We start from the raw sequence: 17,601 nt of genomic DNA on the forward strand, positions 1-17,601 counted from the left end.
GTCAACCTGCCTTTGCCATCTGCATGAGGGTGACACGCTGCTGCAGGCGGCGCTGCGCCTGGTCGACGACCACGGCGATGATGATGACGAGGCCCTTGATGACCATCTGCCAGAAGGAGGAGACGCCCATCATGACAAGCCCGTCGGAGAGGATGCCGATGACGAAGGCGCCGATGATCGTGCCGCCGATCGTGCCGCGGCCGCCCGACATCGAGGTGCCGCCGAGAACGGCTGCGGCGATCGCATTGAGCTCGAAGCTTTCGCCGGTGGCCGGATGGGCGGCCATCAGTTCCGAGGAGATGACGACCCCGACGATCGCCGCGCAAAGCCCGGAGAACATGTAGACGAAGATTTTCACGACATCGACGCGGATACCGGACATGCGCGCTGCCCGCTCATTGCCGCCGACGGCGAAGATGTGACGGCCGATCGGCGTCGAGCGGGCGACATAGGCGGCCGCGAGCGCCAGCACGATCAGGATCCAGATCGAGACCGGCAGGCCGAGAATGCGGCCAGCGCCGAAGAAATCGAAGCCGGTCGTAGCATATTCCGGCCGGCCGACGAGGTTCGGAAAGGTCTGGCCATCCGACGACAGCAGCGCCAGGCCCCGGGCGACATAGAGCGTGCCGAGGGTGGCGATGAACGGCGCGACGTTGAGCTTGGTGATCAACAGGCCGTTGATCAGACCGATGATAAGGCCGATCGACAGCGTGATCAGCACGATCTCGAAGAGGTTGAAATAGATGGTGTAGCCGATCGGCAGTTCGATGCCGTAGAGGATCAGGCCGCCGGCAACCATGCCGCACAGGCCGACGATCGAACCGACCGAGAGGTCGATGCCGCCGGTGATGATGACGAAGGTCATGCCCATGGCCAGGAAAGCGTTCAGCGCCACATGTTTCGACATCAGGATCATGTTCGCGGTCGAGGTGAAGTTCGGCGCGAAGATCGCAAAGAAGATGATGACGGCGAAAAGCGCGATGAAAGTCCTGAGCTTCATCAGCGTCAGAAGCGCGGAGCCGTTGGCGCCTTTCGGCGCAAGAGTGGTTGAGGTAGCCGCCATCATGACGCGAGTTTCCCTTGATGTCCGTGTCCCTTGGCCGAAGCCGCGATAATGGCTTCCTCAGTCGCCTCATCCCTGTCGAAGACGGCGACCAGCTGGCCGTTGCTCAGGACCGCGATGCGATCGGATAACGCCATGACCTCTTCGAGGTCGGAGGTCGAAAACAGGATGGCGAGCCCGTTTGCCGCCAGCCGCCGCATGGTGCGGAAGACGTCGGCCTTGGCGCCGACATCGATGCCGCGGCTCGGCTCGTCCATCAGCAGCACCTTCGGATTGGTCATCAGCGCCTTACCGATGACGACCTTCTGCTGGTTGCCGCCGGACATCGAGGTGACCTCAAAATCCGGGTTGGGCGCCTTGATCGAGAGATCGCGGATCGCCTCCTGAATGGCGCTTTTCTCCGCGCCGCTGTCGATATGGAAAAGCCGGGTGAAACGCGAAAGGCTTGCGAGCGTCAGGTTGGAGGCGATGGAAAGCACCTGCACCAGCCCCTCGCGCTGCCGGTCTTCCGGGATGAGCGCAAGACCGCGGCGGATGCGTCGCGTGGTGTCGCGGGCGCGCACTTCCTTGCCGTCGATGAAGATCTTGCCGCTCGAATGCATATGACGCCCGATCACGCATTCGAAGAATTCGCTGCGGCCGGCACCCATCAGGCCGTAAATGCCGAGGATTTCGCCTGCCTTGACCGACAGGGAGACATCGTTGACCGCAAGCCCGCCGGTCGGCCTGGGAAGGCTGATATTTTCGGCGCGGAACACCTCGCCGCCGATGGAATGGGTAACGGATTTCGCAAAATCCTTGGCATCCGAGCCGATCATCGAGCGCACGATCCAGCGCGTATCGATGTCGCGGACCATGGCATGGCCGGTGATCTGGCCGTCGCGCAGCACCGTGATGTAGTCGCCGATCCGCATCAGCTCTTCCAGCCGGTGCGAGATATAGACGATCGCCACACCCTGCGCCTTCAGCTCGGCAATCACCTTGAACAGGATCTCGACTTCGGCCGCCGAAAGGGCGGAGGTCGGCTCGTCCATGATCAGGATGCGAGCATTCAGCGACATCGCCTTGGCGATCTCGACCAACTGCTGCTGGCCGATCGGCAGATCTTCGACCATCGTATCCGCTTCGATGCCGGCATCGAGACGCCGCAGAAATTCATTGGCTTTCTCGACCTGCGCCTTGTGATCGATGCCGAGCAGGCCGCGGGTGATCTCGCGCCGGGCAAAAATGTTTTCGGCGACCGACATGTTGGCGAAGAGATTGAGTTCCTGGAAGATCATGCCGATGCCATTCGCCTGCGCGTCGGCCGGGCTGTCGAAGGTAACAGGCTTGCCGTCGAGGATGATGCGGCCGAGCGTTGGGCGCTCGACGCCGGCGATGATCTTCATCAGCGTCGATTTGCCGGCGCCGTTTTCGCCGACCAGAACGTTCACCGCGCCGCGGCGCAGCTCCAGATTGGCGCGCTTGACGGCGACGATGCCCGAATAGACCTTCGACACATCGTCGAGGCGCAGGATGATGTCGTCCTCTTGTGCCTCCGCCGCCGTCATGAGCCCACCTTCAGTTCAGAAGGGGTCACGAGCGGCAGCTCGCCGCTTTTTGGCAGCGGAAAGGCGCCGATCACCGTCACCGTCTTGCCGGTGAGGCCGTCGCGCGGAACGGCGGAGAGAAAAGCGGTATTGGCCTTCTCGTTGAACGCCTTGCCGAACTGCGCCCATTCGATCTGGTTCTTGAATTCGTTGAAATTGACGAACTCCAGCGTGTCGCGCAGTGCGGTGCCGCGCAGCGCGGGTCCGATCTGCACCTTCGCATCGGCCTTGCCGTCGCCATCGGCGTCGACATCGAGCGTTGCCGCGCGCGAGGCCGTGTCGGCCGCAACGACCTTGCCGGTGATCTTCACCGCATAGGTCCAGGGCGAACTGCTCTGCTTGCGTGGATTGCCGTATTTCTCGCCGGCAGCATCCGGATTGGAGGTGGCAAGTTGCATGACGTCCTTCAGCTCGCCCGCGCGCTTTTCGAAATAGGGCACGACCTCCGGCTGCCAGATCGCATCGACCTTGGCATTCGGGTCGAAAGCGGTCTTGGCCGCTGCCGCCGCCTTCTCCTCCGCGGTCGGCGTCTTGATGATCTTGCAACCGGGCAAGGCCGCCGCCACGACGGCGGCAAGCAGGGCGCCCTTCATTCTCAACATGCGGGTAAACCTCGACGTCTTGCAAAATGCATTGCGGAGGGCGCAACGCTGCACCCTCCGCAATTGGTGCTGATCAATTCGTCAGGGCGAAGGTCTCGAGCTTGCCCGAATTGTCGGCGTTGATGAGAACGCAATCCATCAACTGCTTCTCTTCCTTCGGCGTCGTCTTGTTTTTGATATAGGCGTCGGCCTGTTCCACCGCCAACTGGGCCTGCGCATAGGCCGGCTGCAGCACGGTCGCTTTGATACCGCCCGACTTGATCGAGTCGCGCACGTCATTGGAGCCGTCAAAGCCGACGACGATCACGTCCTTGCGGCCGGCGGCCTGAAGGGCTGCGATCGCACCCATGGCCATGGTGTCGTTGCCTGAGATGACGCCCTTGATATCGGGATTGGCCTGGAGGATGGTTTCCATCTTCGAATAGGCTTCCGTCTGGCTCCAGTTGGCCGACTGCTTGGCGACCGACTTCAACTCCGGATAATCGTCGATGACATCGTGATAACCCTGCGAGCGGATGCCGGCATTGGTGTCGGACTCCTTGCCCACCAGCTCGACGTAATTGCCCTTTTCGCCCATCAGCTTGACAAATTCCTGCGCCCCGAGCTGCGCGCCCTGATAGTTGTTCGAAACGATCTGGGCGACGGCAACGCCGGTCGCATTGATTTCGCGGTCGATCAGGAAGGAGGGGATGCCGGCATCCTTCGCCTTCTTGACGGCGGCGACGGAAGCGTCAGCGCCGGCATTGTCGAGGATGATCGCCTTGGCGCCGCGCCCGATCGCCGTATCGATCATTTCCGACTGTTTGTTGGCGTCGTCGTCATGGGTCATGACGAGGGTCTCGTAGCCGAGTTCCTTCGCCTTGGCTTCAGCGCCGACGGCTTCGGCCTTGAAGAAGGGGTTGTCATGCGCCGGCGTGATGATGGCGATGAGATCGGCCGCAAAGGCCGGCATGGCCGTTCCGAGCGCCAGCGCGCTGGCAAAGGCTGCAAGTGTTAGTCTGCGCGTCAGTTTCATTTTTTCCTCCCGTTGTGAATGAAGCCCCGTCTCCGGAGCGGTTACTCCGTCTCCCCGGAGCGGTTAAGGGGGAGGACTTGCCTCCCCGGGCCGGCTCAGGTGATGCGCCGGATGCTTTCGGCGATCTCCTGCGGTTCGAAGACTTTCTTCCAGTCGTCGCGCATCAGCGCCGGAATGCCGAACTCGATCGCCTTGTTGCAGGCATCCGAGAACACGCCGTCGACCTCCTTGAAGATGACGGCGCCGAGCACATTCATATGGCCGAGCAGAAAGTCGCGAGCGGCCTCTGCCGGCACGCCGCGCGCCACGCATTCGTCCATGGCCTGGCGCATGACGACGAGCAGCGATGCGCAGACGGTTTCGGAAAGGCCGGGTTCGAGCATGGCGAGCTGATCGACGGTCACCCGGTGCGAGCGCATGACCGGCGCCCAGATGAGCTTGGCGATTTCCTCGCCGAGCGCATAGGCGCTGTCTGGCCCCTGCATCAGCGCCGAAACAATATGCTGCTTGGCGAACAGGCCGCCGAAATGGTCCTTCTTGGCCTGCATATCCGTCTCGTCGTTGAAGATCGGCGGATGGCAGGGATGGGTGACGAAATAGGTGAGATCATCGCGCTTCGGCAGATGGCCGGCGAAGGGGGCAGCGGCATCGAGCGCCACCACCATCGTGCCTGATGCGAGCTTGTCGACGATGCCGGCCGCGACCTTGCCGATCGCCGTATCCGGCACGGCAAGGATGACCACGTCAGCGCCGTCGAGGGCGGCATCGACCGGCACGCAATCGAGGCCGAGATCGTTCTTCAAGCGCGCCTTGCCAGCGTCGCTCACCTCGACATGCCGCACGTCAAAGCGCGAGCCCTTGAGATTTTTGGCAAGCCGGTATCCCATTTTGCCGCCGGCGCCGAAGAGAGCAATCTTGGTCATGTTTTCCTCACCTTTTCAGTTCTGGATAGGATCATATACTGGTATGATGAGTCAATCACCATATCATTACTGTAGTCGTTTAAGACCCATGTTTTTCCGCGTCGAGCCGGTCGATCGCCTCGACGTTGCCGGCCGACGGGCCATCCGGATCGAATTCGGATGCGAGCCAGACATCGACGATCGACTTCGCCAGTTCCGGCCCGATGACGCGCGCGCCCATTGTGATGATCTGAGCATTGTTCGATTTCGCGGCGCGTTCCGCCGAATAGGTGTCGTGGGTGAGTGCTGCGCGAATACCAGGCACCTTGTTGGCGGAAATGCACACACCGATGCCGGTGCCGCAGAACAGGATGCCGCGCTGATGTTCGCCGTCGACGATCGTCTGCGCCAGGCGCTGGGAGAGATCGGCATAGAAGCCGGACTGGCTGAGATCGTGAACTTCGAGATCCGCCTTGCCGGCGAGATGGGCGGCAATGACATCGAGGAGCGGTTTGCCGGCGCTGTCGGCGCCAATTGCAATCTTCATAGCAGTTTCCTTTCATCGCCCTCAGGCATGGAAATCACCTTTCGATCGCCGCGCTCACGCGGCGAAGAATGTCGAGGTAACTGTCGACGCCCCAGGCGGAGCGGCCGATGAACAGGCCGTCGATATGCGCCTCGGTGACCAGTTCCTCACAATTTTCCGGATTGACGCTGCCGCCGTAGAGAACCGGCACCGCACGACCAAGAATGGACTTCGCCACCTCGGCGATCTTTTCGTGTCGCTCCGACGCGTAGTCGGCGGTCGCCGGTATGCCCTTGGCGCCGATCGCCCAGACAGGCTCATAGGCAAGCAGGATCGGAGCCTCGTCGGCCTCGGTGTCGACGCCGCGCAGCGCCGCCTCGACTTGCCGCCGCAAAACGGCGTCGGCCCTGCCCTCCTGGCGCTCCAGCAAGGTCTCGCCGATGCAGATCAGCGGCGTCAGGCCATGGCGGATCGCGGCGGAAACCTTGAGGCCGACGGTTTCGTCGGTCTCGCCGAAATGCTCGCGCCGCTCGGAATGGCCGAGTTCGACGATGTCGAGCTGGCAGTCCTTCAGCATCAGAGGAGAAATCTCGCCGGTCCAGGCGCCGGCATCCTCCCAGTGCATGTTCTGGGCGCCGACCTTCACCGAGGTCTCGGCCAGCAGGTGCTTGACCTCGCGCACCGCGGTAAAGGCGGGAATGACGAAGCGCTGCACGCGGGTATCGCGTTCCGCCTCCGTCGCTGCGAGGCGGTGCGCGAAAGCCAGCGCCTCCTCCAGCCTCTTGTTCATCTTGAAACTGGTGCCGACCCAGACAACCATCAGTTCTTCCTTCCGTCACGGATCTGCGCGAAATAGCCGTCCGTTCCGACCTGGCCGCCTTTCAGCGCGATCTGCAGGCCGTTGGTCGGCGGGTAATCGCCATGGGCAAGGCATAGCGGCGAACCCGGCGTCTGGGGCAGCGGCAGAAGCATCGTCAGCGCGTCGATCTTCAATTGCCGGAGCGCATGGCTCGACGTGTCGCCGCCGGCAACGACCGCGCGCGACAGCCCTTCCGCCTCGATCAGCCGCCGCAGGATCGTGCCGAGGCTACTGCCGAGCCGGTGACGGGCACCCGGCAGCCGGTCGATATCGGCGCCGCGGTCCGCCGATGGGCCGAGCGCCGTATAGAGGATGACGCTCTTGCCTTCTTTCAGCTTCCGGATGCCGGCCTGCACCGCCGCCTCCACTGCGCCTTCGCCATTCTCCGAAACTAGCGCCAGCGGATCGAGCGCGATGGCCTCGAAACCGTTCTCGACGGCGGTGCGGATCTGCCGCTCGGTCGTCGGCGAGACGCTGCCGGAGACGACGGCGAGACGGTCGACCGGGCCGATATCGGGAAATTCGGCGCCGCTTTCGCCAATCACGCCGGCCCGCCGCCATGCATCGAGCAGGGCGTATTCGACCCCGGACGAACCGGCGACGAAGCTGCCGGACTGGCCGGCGACCCGCAGCAGCTGCCGGCCAGCGGCCGCCTGCGTCGCTTCGGAATCGACGTCGAGGAGCAGGATGCCTTCCGGGCTCGACGCCAGCGCGTCGATGCGCTGATCGGCATCCTCGGCCGTGATCGCAACGAGATCGGCAAGCAGCACAGGAAGGGCGGTCTGCTTCGACAGATGAACGCCAAGATCCGCCTCGTCCATCGGGGTGACCGGATGGCGGCTCATGACAGGATGGTGGTCGATGCGGAAGACGCGGCCCTGATAGGCTGCGAAGAGATTGCCGAAAGCCGTGTAGCGCTTCAGCTGCGGCGCGCCTACGATGACGGGGACGATCGCCTGCCCGAAGATCTTGCCGCCGATTTCGATAGCCTTGCCGATATTGCCGATGCCAGGGCTGGAATCGAAGGTCGAGCAAACCTTGTAATGGCAGATGGCCGCACCGAGCGAGCGCAGCCAGTCGAAGGCAGGCACGAGATGGAGTTTCATCCATGCCGGCGTCTCGCTGCGGCTCGTTCCGGCAATACCGATCGCGCGGCAGTGTTTGAAGCGAGCGAGCAATTCCAGCTTGGGAAGGCCGAGGAAGAGGGCGGTCTCGACGCCGCGCGAAGCGAGCGCCTCCATGACGTCGGTCGAGCCGGTAAAATCATCCCCGTAATAGCTAACGAGAAGGTCGTTCATGACGATCATGCGCCCTTGCCATCGCTGAATTTTGCGATCGAGGCGGCCAATTCAGGATGATCCTTGGCGTAGACCTCCAGCGGAATGTCGGCGACCGCAGCCTGCCATGCCTGCTGCACGGCGCGAACGCCGGCCGCCGGACCGCCGGGATGACTGACGATGCCGCCGCCGCAGAGATAGAGGAGGTCGACGGTGCGGGCGGTGCGCTGATAGGTCTCCGGCGCCTGTCCGCCCCACTGGCCGGAACCTGCGACCGGAAGCGGCCGGTCGGCGGCGTCGAACAGCGGCGCGCTGACGGCCTTGAAGGACGAGACGAAGCTGTCATCCGGCTCCCAATATTTCACCCTGATGCCGTTGATCTGGAACTGGTCGACGCCCAAGAGCCGCCAGAACTGCTGGTAGACCTTGAAGTCCATGCCGGCGCCCGGATCGCGCGTCAGCACGTCCCAGCCGTTTCGATGCGCGTGCAGCACCAAGCTGGAGCGCTTGCGCAGGAAGCTCATGCCGCCGAAGCCGATCGAGTTGATATTGACGACGGCGCAGTTGCCGCCGGCCGCAGCGACGATGTCGTGGTTGCGCATCATCTCGTCCGGGTCGGCATGCGAGATGCCGAAGGCATACATGACCTTCTTGCCGGTCTTCTGCTGGTGATCCAGAATGCGTGGCATGATCGCCGCGACGCGGTCCTTGAGCGGCGAATAGGCCGGGCTCATCAGCTTCTCGTCGTCCTTGATGAAGTCGACGCCCGATGCGATCAACTCGCCGACGAGCTCGGCCGTCTCAGGCGGTCTGAGCCCGAGCGCCGGCTTAACGATCGTGCCGATGATCGGCCGCCCCTCGACGCCGGTGAGGCGGCGGCTGCCCGGAATGCCGAATTGCGGCCCGGGATGGGCGCTTTTGAAGGCCTCCGGCAGCTTCATGTCGACGATGCGGATGCCGGTCATGCCCTTGATCGAATAGACGCCGCCGATCGCGATGGTCATCAGGGCGGAGAGATCGGTGCCGATCGCCTCCAGCGGAAAGCCGATCTCGACATCGGCGCGGTGCAGCAGCGTGCCCGGAGCCGCCTCCGGCCAGGTCGGATGACGCCCATCCTCGAGCGGGCGGATCGCCAGCACCCGGGCGGCGACGCGCGATTTCAGCTCCTCGGTCTCGCCCGGAACCGGCACGAAGGTCCCGGTCGACTGGTCGCTGGCGATCTTCTCCGCCATCGCCTCGACGCTGCCGGGCGTTTCGATGCGGTAGGTCAGGGTAATCATCATAAACCGACGGCTGCTCCTCTTGGCCCACGCATATTGTCATGGCGTCAACTTGTGATCTGGTATAATGAGTATTCCAACTGTTGAAAAGCAGAATCTTCGGGCGCGCAAATTTTCGGCCGCACGCTTTGTCCTTGGTCCGGAAAACTGTTAGGAGGAGACATTTTGAGCCAGCGAGATCTCATGACCCAGCCCCTCGAACAGATCGTCCGCCGGAAACTCTCCGACGAAGTGTTTGATCGACTTGAGCGATTGATCACCTCCGGCGAGCTTCAGCCCGGCGACGAAATGCCCTCCGAGCGGGTGCTGATGGAGCGCTTCGGCGTCGGCCGGCCGGCGATCCGCGAGGCCATGCAGTCGCTCGCCAACAAGGGTCTCGTCAGCATTTCGCACGGCGAACGGGCGAAGGTGCTGAGGCTGACGGCAAAGTCGATCTTCCGCCAGGTCGACCTCACCGCCAAGATCATGCTGTCGCAATCGGCGGATTCGCTGGAGCACCTGAAAAGCGCCCGCATCTTCTTCGAGCGCGGCATGGCCCGCGAGGCCGCACAGCGCGCCTCGGCAAACGACATCGCCGACCTCAGGGATATCATCGAGCGCCAGCGCATGTCGCTCGGCCGGGCCGAAGCGTTCATCGACGCCGATATGGAATTTCACACCCGCATCGCCCAGATCTCCGGCAATCCGATCTACGTCGCCGTCAGCGAAGCCATGCTCGCCTGGCTGAAGGAATATCATACCGAGATGCTGATCTGGACCGGCAAGGAAAAGTTCACGCTCGCCGAACACGACGAGATCGTCGACCGCCTCGAAGCCAACGACATCGACGGCTCGGAAACCGCGCTGCTCAAACACCTCGAACGCTCGCGAGCGCTTTACGCGAAGTAGGGCGCTTTTGTTTAGCGACTGCTTGGGAACAATGATGTGCCGGCGAGGTTGTGGATAGGCCCCGTCAGGCAAAAATCCCAAGGAGGATATGAGAATGCGTATGAAACTCGTAGCAGCTTCGCTTTTCGCCATCGGCATGGCCACATCGGCCTTCGCCCAGTCCAACCCGGCGCCGGCCGGCGCCACGATCGACAAGAACCAGGCCGATCAGGGTGGCGGCGCGGCCAGCGACATGAAGACCAAAAAGCCGATGGCGACCGATTCCACCACGACCAATTCCACGACCGGCGGCACGATGAAAATGGACAAGACCAAGTGCCCGAACCCGGTCGACAACTCCGCCAAACTCCAGACCCAGGGCGGCACCAGCAACGCGACGCCAATGGACGAAGCTTGCGCAGCCCATAACAACTGATCGGCTTCCCCAGACAAAACCCCCGCTTCGGCGGGGTTTTTGCTGCACCTCACAGCCCTTATCGGCGGCATTCCCGAGACAGCCTTGACTCATCGAAAGGCGATTGGTATCAATTTGGGTAATCGATAACCCAAAGCGCCGCCCGTGACCACTTCACTCAACGACATAGCCGCCCGTGCAGGCGTTTCCGTCAAGACCGTCTCAGGCGCCTTGCATGGCGGCTCGGCGCGCATGTCGGAGGATACCCGGCAGCGGATCAAGGAGATCGCCGAGGAGCTGGGCTATGTCACCAACTTCGCCGCCCGCAGCATGCGGCAGGGCTGGATGCCGCTCGTTGGCCTGGTCGCGGATGATCTGATCACCTCGCCTTTTGCGACGGAGATCATCAGGGGGCTCGACGGCGCCGTGCGCGCCGCCGACATGGCCGTCTTCGCGATGACGTTGGGCGGCCACCGGAGCGTGGCGTCGATCCTCGACGAGATGCGGCGGTTTCGCCCGCGGGCGATTGCCTATGCCGCCATGTATCACAAGAGCGTCGACCTGCCGCCCGAATTTGCCGATGCGGTCGGCGTCATGATCAACTGCCGCGATGCCAACGACCGCGTGACCTCGCTGGTGCCCGATGAAACCGGGGCGGCGCTGGAGATTACGAACTACCTCATCGACGCCGGCCGGCGCAACATTGCCTTCATCAATCTGCCTGGGCTGCTTGCTGGCGACCTACGCGAACTCGGTTTCCGGCAGGCGCTCGATCATGCCGGCATCGACGGAGCCGGCGCCATCGTCCTGCCTGCCGTCAGCAAGGCGATCTACAACGACCGGGCGCACAGCCTCGTGGGCATGCATGTCCATGCGCTGATGAACGGCCACCGGCGCCCCGATGCCATCCTGTGCGGCAATGACCGCGTGGCGATGGAAGTCTATGCGGCGCTGCGCCGGACAGGTGCCGCCATTCCCGATGACGTCGCCGTTGCGAGTTTCGACAACCAGGTCGAGATCGCCTCGCGTCTCGACCCGCCGCTGACCACCATGGCGCTGCCCCATCGCGCCATGGGCCGCCAGGCTGCGCAAATCCTGCTTGCCGAAGACCGGGCTCCGGTCGGAGTGCAGAAACTGCCGTTCCAACTGGTGGAGCGGGCATCCGTATAAATTGAGAGAGTCCCATTCAATTGAGGAGGAATTCTGATGGGTAAACGATTACTTTGGTCTCTGGTCCTGTCCTCGGTGCTATCAGCATCATGGGCGCAAGCAGCCGAGAAAACCGCAATCCAGGTCATGCATCAGGGCGATCCCGGTTTTGTCGCCGCCTACGGCAAAGTCGCCGAACGGTTCGAGGCCGCCAATCCCGATGTCGACATACAGTTCATCTATGCGCCGCACGATGCCTATAACGAGAAGTTCAGCGCCGCCGTCATGGCCAAGCAACTGCCCGACGTCATGGAACTGGACGCGCCGTTCCTCGCCAACTACGTCTGGTCGGGTTATCTTCAGCCGATCAAGCCGCTGATCGACAAGGACCTCCTCGACGACATGACGGAGTCCAATATCGCCCAGGGCACATACCCGATCGACAAGGATCTCTATGCAATCGGGCTGACCGACTCGTCGGTGGTGCTTTATGGCAACAAGAAATATCTCGAAGCAATCGGCGCCCGCATCCCGAAATCCGTCGACGATGCCTGGACCCGGGAGGAGTTCGAAGGTTACCTCGAGAAGCTGTCCAAGCTCGACGGGGTGAAGTGGCCGATCGACACCTTCCGCGGCTACGGCATCAAGACCGAATGGATCACCTATGCCTATGGCCCGATCCTGCAATCGGCCGGCTGCGATCTCATCGACCGCGAGGCCTGGAAATCCGAGGGAACGCTGGACAGCGATGCCTGCGTCGATGCTCTCGCCATGATGCAGAAGTGGGTCAAGAACGGCTGGGTCGTGCCGCAATCGGCCGGAACCAACCAGTTCTTCGCCGAAGGCAATCCGGCAGCGCTGGCGCTCGGCGGACACTGGGTCTATGCCGAGGCCGTCGCGACCATGAAGGACAACATCGTCGTCCTGCCGCTTCCGAAGTTCGGCGCCAAGGGTGCGAGCCCCAATGGCACCTGGATCTGGGCGATCACCAAGACGTCGAAACATCCCGATATCGCCGCCAAGTTCATCAGCTTCCTGCTGAAGGACAAGGAGTATCGGGCCTACGTCGCAAGCCAGTCGGGTTATCCCGGCCTGAAGAGCTTTGCGGCCGAATCTCCGCTCTATGCAAACGGCGGCCCGATGGCGATCGCCTTCGAACAGGCGTCGAAGACAGCCGTCTCGCGCCCGCCGCATCCTGCTTATCCCACAATCACCTCGGCCTTCATGCAGGCCGTCGATGAGGCGTTCAATGGCGGCGATCCCAAGGAGGCGCTGACATCGGCCGCCAAGAAGATCGATGAGGATATCGAGGACAATGACGGATATCCGCCGTTCGGCGACGGGCAATAAGCAGCATCGCCGCCGACAGGTCGAAGCCCTGCGATGTCTCCGGCAGACATCGCAGGGCGGGACCGGACCCAGGCTCGGAGAGGAGGAACCAGATGGTCATGCAACAATCGATATCTTCGGCATCCGTCCGAAAGGCTCCGGCGCGCCGGCATGACAGGGGACGGCTGATGCAGGAAGCGGCCATGCTCGCGCCCGCGATGATCCTGCTGACCCTCTTTCTCATCCTGCCGTTCCTCTTGTCCTTCTGGACGGCAATGACCAACCAGCCTCTGGTGCCGCGGCCGACGCCCGTCCGTTTCGTCTGGTTCAACAATTTCATCCGTATCTTCCAGGACGATCTTTTCTGGACTGCCCTTTGGAACGTCTCGCGCTTCACCTTCTGGATCATTCCGGCGCAGTGCGGCCTCGCTTTTGTGACGGCGCTGCTCTTGAATCAGAAGCTGCCGTTCCGCAATCTGCTGCGCGGCATGTTCTTCCTGCCGGCGATCACCTCGATGGTCGTTGTCTGCGTCATCTGGGGCACCCTGTTCCAGTATCCCACGGGACCGTTCAACCAGATCCTCGGCTTTCTCTCCGGCGGGGCGATCCAGCCGATCGATTGGCTCGGCGATCCGCAATGGGCGATGTTCTCGCTCGTCCTGCTTTCGGCCTGGCAGGCTTACGGCTTCCAGATGATCGTCTATCTCGCCGGCCTTCAGGGCATTCCGGACGAACTCTACGATGCCGCCAAGATCGACGGTGCGAACGCTTTGCGCCGCTTCTGGCATGTGACCATGCCGGGCCTCAGGCCGACCCATGTCTTCGTGCTGGTGATCACCACCATCCAGGCGTTCAAGCTCTATACCCAGGTGGCGATCCTCACGCAGGGCGGGCCGAAGAGCAGCACCGAAACGGTGGTGCACTACATGGTCCGTTCCGGCTTCGAAGAGCAGAAGATGGGCTACGCCTCTGCCGTTTCGGTCATCTTGTTCGTGATCGTTCTCATCATCGCGCTGATCCAGCGCCAGCTCCTGAGGCGCTTCGATGTCTGATCTCGCACTCTCGATCCCGCAGGCCCGCACGGCGCGGCTCCGTTCCCCCGCAACGGTTCTTCGCATCATCCAGACGATATGCATTTTCATCATCGCACTGGTGATCGTGTCTCCGTTACTGCTTCTGGTCGTGGCAAGCCTCAAGGATGACCGGTTCCAGATTCTGGCCGACATGGGCAGCTTCCGCGCCTACTGGGTTTCGAACCCGACGCTGTCCAACTATGCCGAGGTCGGCCACCTCTCAGGTGAACTCGCCTTCGGACGCTACCTCATCAACTCGCTGATCATCCTGGTCACGACGGTCTGTTCCGGCCTGATTGTGAATTCGATGGCCGCGTTTGTGCTGGCCTGGGGATCGTTCAAGGGCCGTGCCGTCATCCTGTCGATCGTGATCGCGCTCTATGTGATCCCGCAGGAAAGCATCATCATGCCGCTCGTGATCATGGTTTCCAGGGCGGGAATGACCGACACCTTCGCGGTGCAGATCGTGCCCTGGGTCGCCAGCCCCCTTTATATCTTCCTGCTCTACCAGTTCTTCGCGCAACTGCCGAAGGAATTGCTGGAGGCCGCCGAGATCGACGGCGCGTCCTTTTTCCGGGCGTATCGCTCCATCTTCCTGCCGCTCAGCCTGCCCGCACTCGCCACCGTGTCGATCCTCATGGGGATCGAAACCTGGAACCAGTATCTCTGGCCGATCCTGGTGACACAGACCGACTATGCCCGGCCGATCGCGGTGGCCATCGCCACCTTCTTCGGACAGGACAGCATCTACTGGGATCGTGCGATGGCCGCCTCCGTTTTGATGATGATCCCGATCCTTGGGCTCTACCTCGCATTCCAGCGCTGGTTCGTGAGCTCCTTTATCGGCTCCGCCGTGAAAGGTTGAATTGATGACAAGCCAAGCGATTTCTCCGTCCGATCAAGTGGGGCTGGAGACGATCAGCGCCGTCCTGCCCGAGGGGGCCACGATCCATGCCTGGATCAGGGCATCGCATGCCGGCACCCCGGGCAAGCTGACGGCACATGTCGACGGGAACCCGGCCGGTGCTGTCGAAACATCCAATCCGCATGAGTTCGAGTTTCGGCGGCTGGCCCTGGAAAGAGGCGGAGAGGCGGCCTTCTCCTACGATCCCGTGACGACCGAAATATCGGTGCTCTATGCTTTTCTCCCACCCGTCGTTCTGGAAGACGGCATCCGGCTGCTGCATGTCCGACAATGCACCGCCACAACTGAGGTCCCGGGCAGCTATCATTTCCGCCCGCTATTTGGTTGGATGAACGACCCCAACGGATTCGGAAGGTTCGGCGGCAAGCTGCACCTCTTCTACCAGCATTATCCCCATAGCCCCCGGTGGAACAACATGCATTGGGGTCATGCGGTTTCGGAGGACTATCTTCACTGGAAGCATCTGCCGATCTTTCTTTTCCCTTCCGATGAACTCGCGCAGCGGGCCGACGGGCGGGGCGGGGCATTTTCCGGCTCCGCGATCGCTCTTCCCGGCGATGAAGCTGGCCTTCGCATTTTCTTCACCGAGCACATGAAGGATCGGGAACCGGAGGAGCAGGTCCAGTTCACCGCCACCAGCCGCGATCTTGTCAATGTCGAGCCGGCGAAGCTGATCCTGCCGGCGCGTCCCGCCGGGCTCGGCCTGACGACCGACTTCCGCGATCCCTATGTCTTCCTCGGGCCTGACGGAAGATGGAAGATGCTGCTCGGCACCCGCGACCGCGAGGGCGGCGTCATCCTGCTCTACGAAACCGATGATCCGGCCGCGGTGGCGGGATGGACCTTCCTCGGCATGCTTCACCGCGAGAACCGCTTCGGCATGACCGCGGCGGAGTGCCCCTGCATGGTGCCCCTCGACGGTCCAGCTAACGACCCGATGACACGCTGGGCCCTGATCTTCGGTCTGCTGACTAGCCGCGACCCGGCAACGGGCCGGCGCAACATGACGCTTGCGAGCGTCGGCCATTTCGATGGCCAAAGCTTCTCGATGGAATTCGAACAGGACCTGGACTTCGGCACCGACGCCTACGCGTTCCAGGCCTTCGTCGACGATGCCGGCCCGATCGGCATCGCGTGGCTTGCGAACTGGACGGATATTTCCAGAGAGATCGACATGCCGACGGCGATGACCCTGCCGCGCCGGCTGGCATTGAAAAGCGGGGCGCTGATCACGCCGCCGGTCGCCGCTGTGGAAAGCCTGCGGCAGCACCGGCTGGATGCCGGAGGCCTTCTGGAAGGCCAGGCCGTCGCTCTCGCCAACGGCTCCGTCGAAATCCTGCTCACCTTGAAGGAAGCCGGCAACACCTTCCGTTTGGAATTCGAACATTCCGAAGCAACTGTCGCTGTTCAGTTGAATGATGATGGGCTGAGCATTCCCTTTTCGGTGGCGAACGCCAAGGCATCACCCCGCTATATCGCCGCCCGCGCACGCCCGTCGACCATCCGGATATTCCTTGATGCAGGCTCGCTCGAGGTCTTTGCCGACGATGGCCGCTGGACGGGAACCAAGCGGTTGCCCGGATTCAAGGGCGTAAGCTCGGTGCGTCTGACCGCGCCCGAGGGCAATGTGCTCGCTGCCGAAATCTGGCAGCTCGGTCTTTAATCGCTGGAGGATGAAACGACATGGCATCGGTTACAATAGACCAAGCCCGCAAGCACTATGGTGCCGTTCCGGTGATCCACGGCGTCTCCGTAGATATTGAGGACGGCGAATTCGTCACGCTCGTCGGCCCCTCGGGCTGCGGCAAGTCTACGCTGCTCAGAATGCTCGCAGGGCTGGAGCAGATCAGCGACGGCGAAATCCGCATCGGCGGCCGGGTCGTGAACGACGTGGCGCCGAAAGAGCGGGATATCGCCATGGTGTTTCAGAGTTACGCGCTCTATCCGCACATGACCGTCGCGGAGAATATGGGCTTCGCTCTGAAGCTTCAGGGGCGGAACAAATCGACCATCGAAAAGCAGGTGAAGGAGGCGGCCGACATTCTGGCGCTTGGACCTCTCCTCGACAGATTGCCCAAACAGCTGTCGGGCGGCCAGCGCCAGCGCGTCGCCATGGGCCGGGCGATCGTCCGCCACCCGCAGGTCTTTCTCTTCGACGAGCCGCTCTCGAACCTCGACGCCAGGTTGCGTGTGACGATGCGGGCGGAAATCAAGGAGCTTCACCAGCGGCTGAAGACCACCACCGTCTATGTCACCCATGATCAGGTCGAAGCCATGACCATGGCCGACAAAATCGTCGTGATGCGCAGCGGCCGCGTGGAGCAGATCGGCAAGCCGCTCGAACTCTTCGATCGGCCGGCAAATACTTTCGTCGCCTCCTTCATCGGCTCGCCCGCCATGAACCTGTTCGAAGGCAAGGTCAGCGGCGGCAGCTTCGTTTTGGACGGAACCAGCCTGCCTCTGCCGCCCGGCCGGCAAGCGGCGGACGCCGTCACCTATGGCATCCGCCCCGAGCATCTGTCGATCCGCGAGGACGGGGTGCCGGCCACCATCGTCGTCGTCGAGCCGACCGGATCGGAAACCCTCATCAACGCCAGGCTCGGAAATGCCGATATCACGCTGCTTCTGCGCGAGCGGGTCGACTTTCAGCCGGGACAACAAATCTCGATCGCCCCTGACCTGTCGAAGGTGCATTTGTTTGGAACAGGCGGCAATCGCCTGAATTAAGAT

Annotated in this window: 17 protein-coding genes; 8 read left to right on the plus strand and 9 right to left on the minus strand. The window is 62.4% G+C overall.

What is annotated here, in order from left to right; genetic code table 11:
- Nucleotide 1: 1 nt before the first annotated feature.
- From CO657_RS28345 to oiaX, 9 genes are all read right to left on the minus strand, one after another.
- Nucleotides 2-1,066, minus strand: coding sequence for an ABC transporter permease (locus CO657_RS28345; RefSeq protein WP_054185406.1), 1,065 nt, complete (start codon nt 1,064-1,066; stop codon nt 2-4).
- A complete protein-coding gene (locus tag CO657_RS28350) occupies nt 1,063-2,613 on the minus strand; it encodes a sugar ABC transporter ATP-binding protein (protein ID WP_054185407.1) in 1,551 nt (516 codons plus the stop codon). The genes CO657_RS28345 and CO657_RS28350 overlap by 4 nt, the downstream gene beginning before the upstream one ends.
- The gene (locus CO657_RS28355; RefSeq protein WP_054185408.1) at nt 2,610-3,254 is read right to left on the minus strand and encodes a DUF2291 family protein; all 645 of its coding nucleotides are present in this window, start codon (nt 3,252-3,254) and stop codon (nt 2,610-2,612) included. The genes CO657_RS28350 and CO657_RS28355 overlap by 4 nt, the downstream gene beginning before the upstream one ends.
- A 73-nt stretch (nt 3,255-3,327) precedes the next feature.
- Nucleotides 3,328-4,269, minus strand: coding sequence for a D-ribose ABC transporter substrate-binding protein (locus CO657_RS28360; RefSeq protein ID WP_012555680.1), 942 nt, complete (start codon nt 4,267-4,269; stop codon nt 3,328-3,330).
- 95 nt (nt 4,270-4,364) lie between these two features.
- The gene (locus CO657_RS28365; protein ID WP_054185409.1) at nt 4,365-5,192 is read right to left on the minus strand and encodes a phosphogluconate dehydrogenase C-terminal domain-containing protein; all 828 of its coding nucleotides are present in this window, start codon (nt 5,190-5,192) and stop codon (nt 4,365-4,367) included.
- 79 nt (nt 5,193-5,271) lie between these two features.
- On the minus strand, nt 5,272-5,718 hold the full coding sequence (gene derI / locus CO657_RS28370; protein ID WP_003592019.1) for a D-erythrulose-4-phosphate isomerase: 447 nt from the start codon (nt 5,716-5,718) through the stop codon (nt 5,272-5,274).
- 34 nt (nt 5,719-5,752) lie between these two features.
- The gene (locus CO657_RS28375; RefSeq protein ID WP_054185410.1) at nt 5,753-6,517 is read right to left on the minus strand and encodes a triose-phosphate isomerase; all 765 of its coding nucleotides are present in this window, start codon (nt 6,515-6,517) and stop codon (nt 5,753-5,755) included.
- The gene (locus tag CO657_RS28380) at nt 6,517-7,854 is read right to left on the minus strand and encodes a four-carbon acid sugar kinase family protein (protein ID WP_054185449.1); all 1,338 of its coding nucleotides are present in this window, start codon (nt 7,852-7,854) and stop codon (nt 6,517-6,519) included. The genes CO657_RS28375 and CO657_RS28380 overlap by 1 nt, the downstream gene beginning before the upstream one ends.
- A gap of 5 nt (nt 7,855-7,859) precedes the next feature.
- Nucleotides 7,860-9,116 (minus strand): 3-oxo-isoapionate-4-phosphate decarboxylase OiaX, encoded by a 1,257-nt coding sequence (gene oiaX, locus CO657_RS28385; protein ID WP_054185411.1) that lies wholly within the window; start codon nt 9,114-9,116, stop codon nt 7,860-7,862.
- A gap of 180 nt (nt 9,117-9,296) precedes the next feature.
- Between oiaX and CO657_RS28390 the strand changes: the two genes are divergently transcribed.
- From CO657_RS28390 to CO657_RS28425, 8 genes are all read left to right on the plus strand, one after another.
- A complete protein-coding gene (locus CO657_RS28390; protein WP_054185412.1) occupies nt 9,297-10,001 on the plus strand; it encodes a transcriptional regulator NanR in 705 nt (234 codons plus the stop codon).
- Nucleotides 10,002-10,095: 94 nt separating this feature from the next.
- Nucleotides 10,096-10,416 carry a hypothetical protein gene (locus CO657_RS28395; protein WP_054185413.1) on the plus strand — a complete coding sequence of 107 codons (321 nt, stop codon included), beginning with the start codon at nt 10,096-10,098 and terminating at the stop codon, nt 10,414-10,416.
- 144 nt (nt 10,417-10,560) lie between these two features.
- The gene (locus CO657_RS28400) at nt 10,561-11,565 is read left to right on the plus strand and encodes a LacI family DNA-binding transcriptional regulator (protein ID WP_054185414.1); all 1,005 of its coding nucleotides are present in this window, start codon (nt 10,561-10,563) and stop codon (nt 11,563-11,565) included.
- 36 nt (nt 11,566-11,601) lie between these two features.
- The gene (locus CO657_RS28405; RefSeq protein ID WP_054185415.1) at nt 11,602-12,894 is read left to right on the plus strand and encodes an ABC transporter substrate-binding protein; all 1,293 of its coding nucleotides are present in this window, start codon (nt 11,602-11,604) and stop codon (nt 12,892-12,894) included.
- Between the two features lie 92 nt (nt 12,895-12,986).
- Nucleotides 12,987-13,925: a carbohydrate ABC transporter permease gene (locus CO657_RS28410; protein WP_054185416.1), complete on the plus strand. Its 939-nt coding sequence runs from the start codon at nt 12,987-12,989 to the stop codon at nt 13,923-13,925.
- Nucleotides 13,918-14,811 (plus strand): carbohydrate ABC transporter permease, encoded by an 894-nt coding sequence (locus tag CO657_RS28415; protein ID WP_054185417.1) that lies wholly within the window; start codon nt 13,918-13,920, stop codon nt 14,809-14,811. Before CO657_RS28410 ends, CO657_RS28415 begins: the two co-directional genes overlap by 8 nt.
- Before the next feature lie 4 nt (nt 14,812-14,815).
- The gene (locus tag CO657_RS28420; RefSeq protein ID WP_054185450.1) at nt 14,816-16,534 is read left to right on the plus strand and encodes a GH32 C-terminal domain-containing protein; all 1,719 of its coding nucleotides are present in this window, start codon (nt 14,816-14,818) and stop codon (nt 16,532-16,534) included.
- A 20-nt stretch (nt 16,535-16,554) separates the two neighbouring features.
- Entirely contained in the window at nt 16,555-17,598 is a 1,044-nt protein-coding gene (locus CO657_RS28425; RefSeq protein WP_054185418.1) for an ABC transporter ATP-binding protein, read from the plus strand.
- Nucleotides 17,599-17,601: the final 3 nt, after the last annotated feature.

Origin of the sequence: Rhizobium acidisoli, from assembly GCF_002531755.2 — a bacterium.
GTDB classification, from domain to species: Bacteria; Pseudomonadota; Alphaproteobacteria; order Rhizobiales; family Rhizobiaceae; genus Rhizobium; species Rhizobium acidisoli.

Coding starts and splice junctions, on each gene's coding strand:
- CO657_RS28395 (WP_054185413.1), top strand. CDS start 10,096: ATGCGTATGAAACTCGTAGCAGCTTCGCTTTTCGCCATCGGCATGGCC.
- CO657_RS28390 (WP_054185412.1), top strand. CDS start 9,297: ATGACCCAGCCCCTCGAACAGATCGTCCGCCGGAAACTCTCCGACGAA.
- CO657_RS28350 (WP_054185407.1), bottom strand. CDS start 2,613: ATGACGGCGGCGGAGGCACAAGAGGACGACATCATCCTGCGCCTCGAC.
- CO657_RS28365 (WP_054185409.1), bottom strand. CDS start 5,192: ATGACCAAGATTGCTCTCTTCGGCGCCGGCGGCAAAATGGGATACCGG.
- CO657_RS28420 (WP_054185450.1), top strand. CDS start 14,816: ATGACAAGCCAAGCGATTTCTCCGTCCGATCAAGTGGGGCTGGAGACG.
- CO657_RS28405 (WP_054185415.1), top strand. CDS start 11,602: ATGGGTAAACGATTACTTTGGTCTCTGGTCCTGTCCTCGGTGCTATCA.
- oiaX (WP_054185411.1), bottom strand. CDS start 9,116: ATGATGATTACCCTGACCTACCGCATCGAAACGCCCGGCAGCGTCGAG.
- derI (WP_003592019.1), bottom strand. CDS start 5,718: ATGAAGATTGCAATTGGCGCCGACAGCGCCGGCAAACCGCTCCTCGAT.
- CO657_RS28415 (WP_054185417.1), top strand. CDS start 13,918: ATGTCTGATCTCGCACTCTCGATCCCGCAGGCCCGCACGGCGCGGCTC.
- CO657_RS28380 (WP_054185449.1), bottom strand. CDS start 7,854: ATGAACGACCTTCTCGTTAGCTATTACGGGGATGATTTTACCGGCTCG.
- CO657_RS28355 (WP_054185408.1), bottom strand. CDS start 3,254: ATGTTGAGAATGAAGGGCGCCCTGCTTGCCGCCGTCGTGGCGGCGGCC.
- CO657_RS28345 (WP_054185406.1), bottom strand. CDS start 1,066: ATGATGGCGGCTACCTCAACCACTCTTGCGCCGAAAGGCGCCAACGGC.
- CO657_RS28410 (WP_054185416.1), top strand. CDS start 12,987: ATGGTCATGCAACAATCGATATCTTCGGCATCCGTCCGAAAGGCTCCG.
- CO657_RS28360 (WP_012555680.1), bottom strand. CDS start 4,269: ATGAAACTGACGCGCAGACTAACACTTGCAGCCTTTGCCAGCGCGCTG.
- CO657_RS28425 (WP_054185418.1), top strand. CDS start 16,555: ATGGCATCGGTTACAATAGACCAAGCCCGCAAGCACTATGGTGCCGTT.
- CO657_RS28375 (WP_054185410.1), bottom strand. CDS start 6,517: ATGGTTGTCTGGGTCGGCACCAGTTTCAAGATGAACAAGAGGCTGGAG.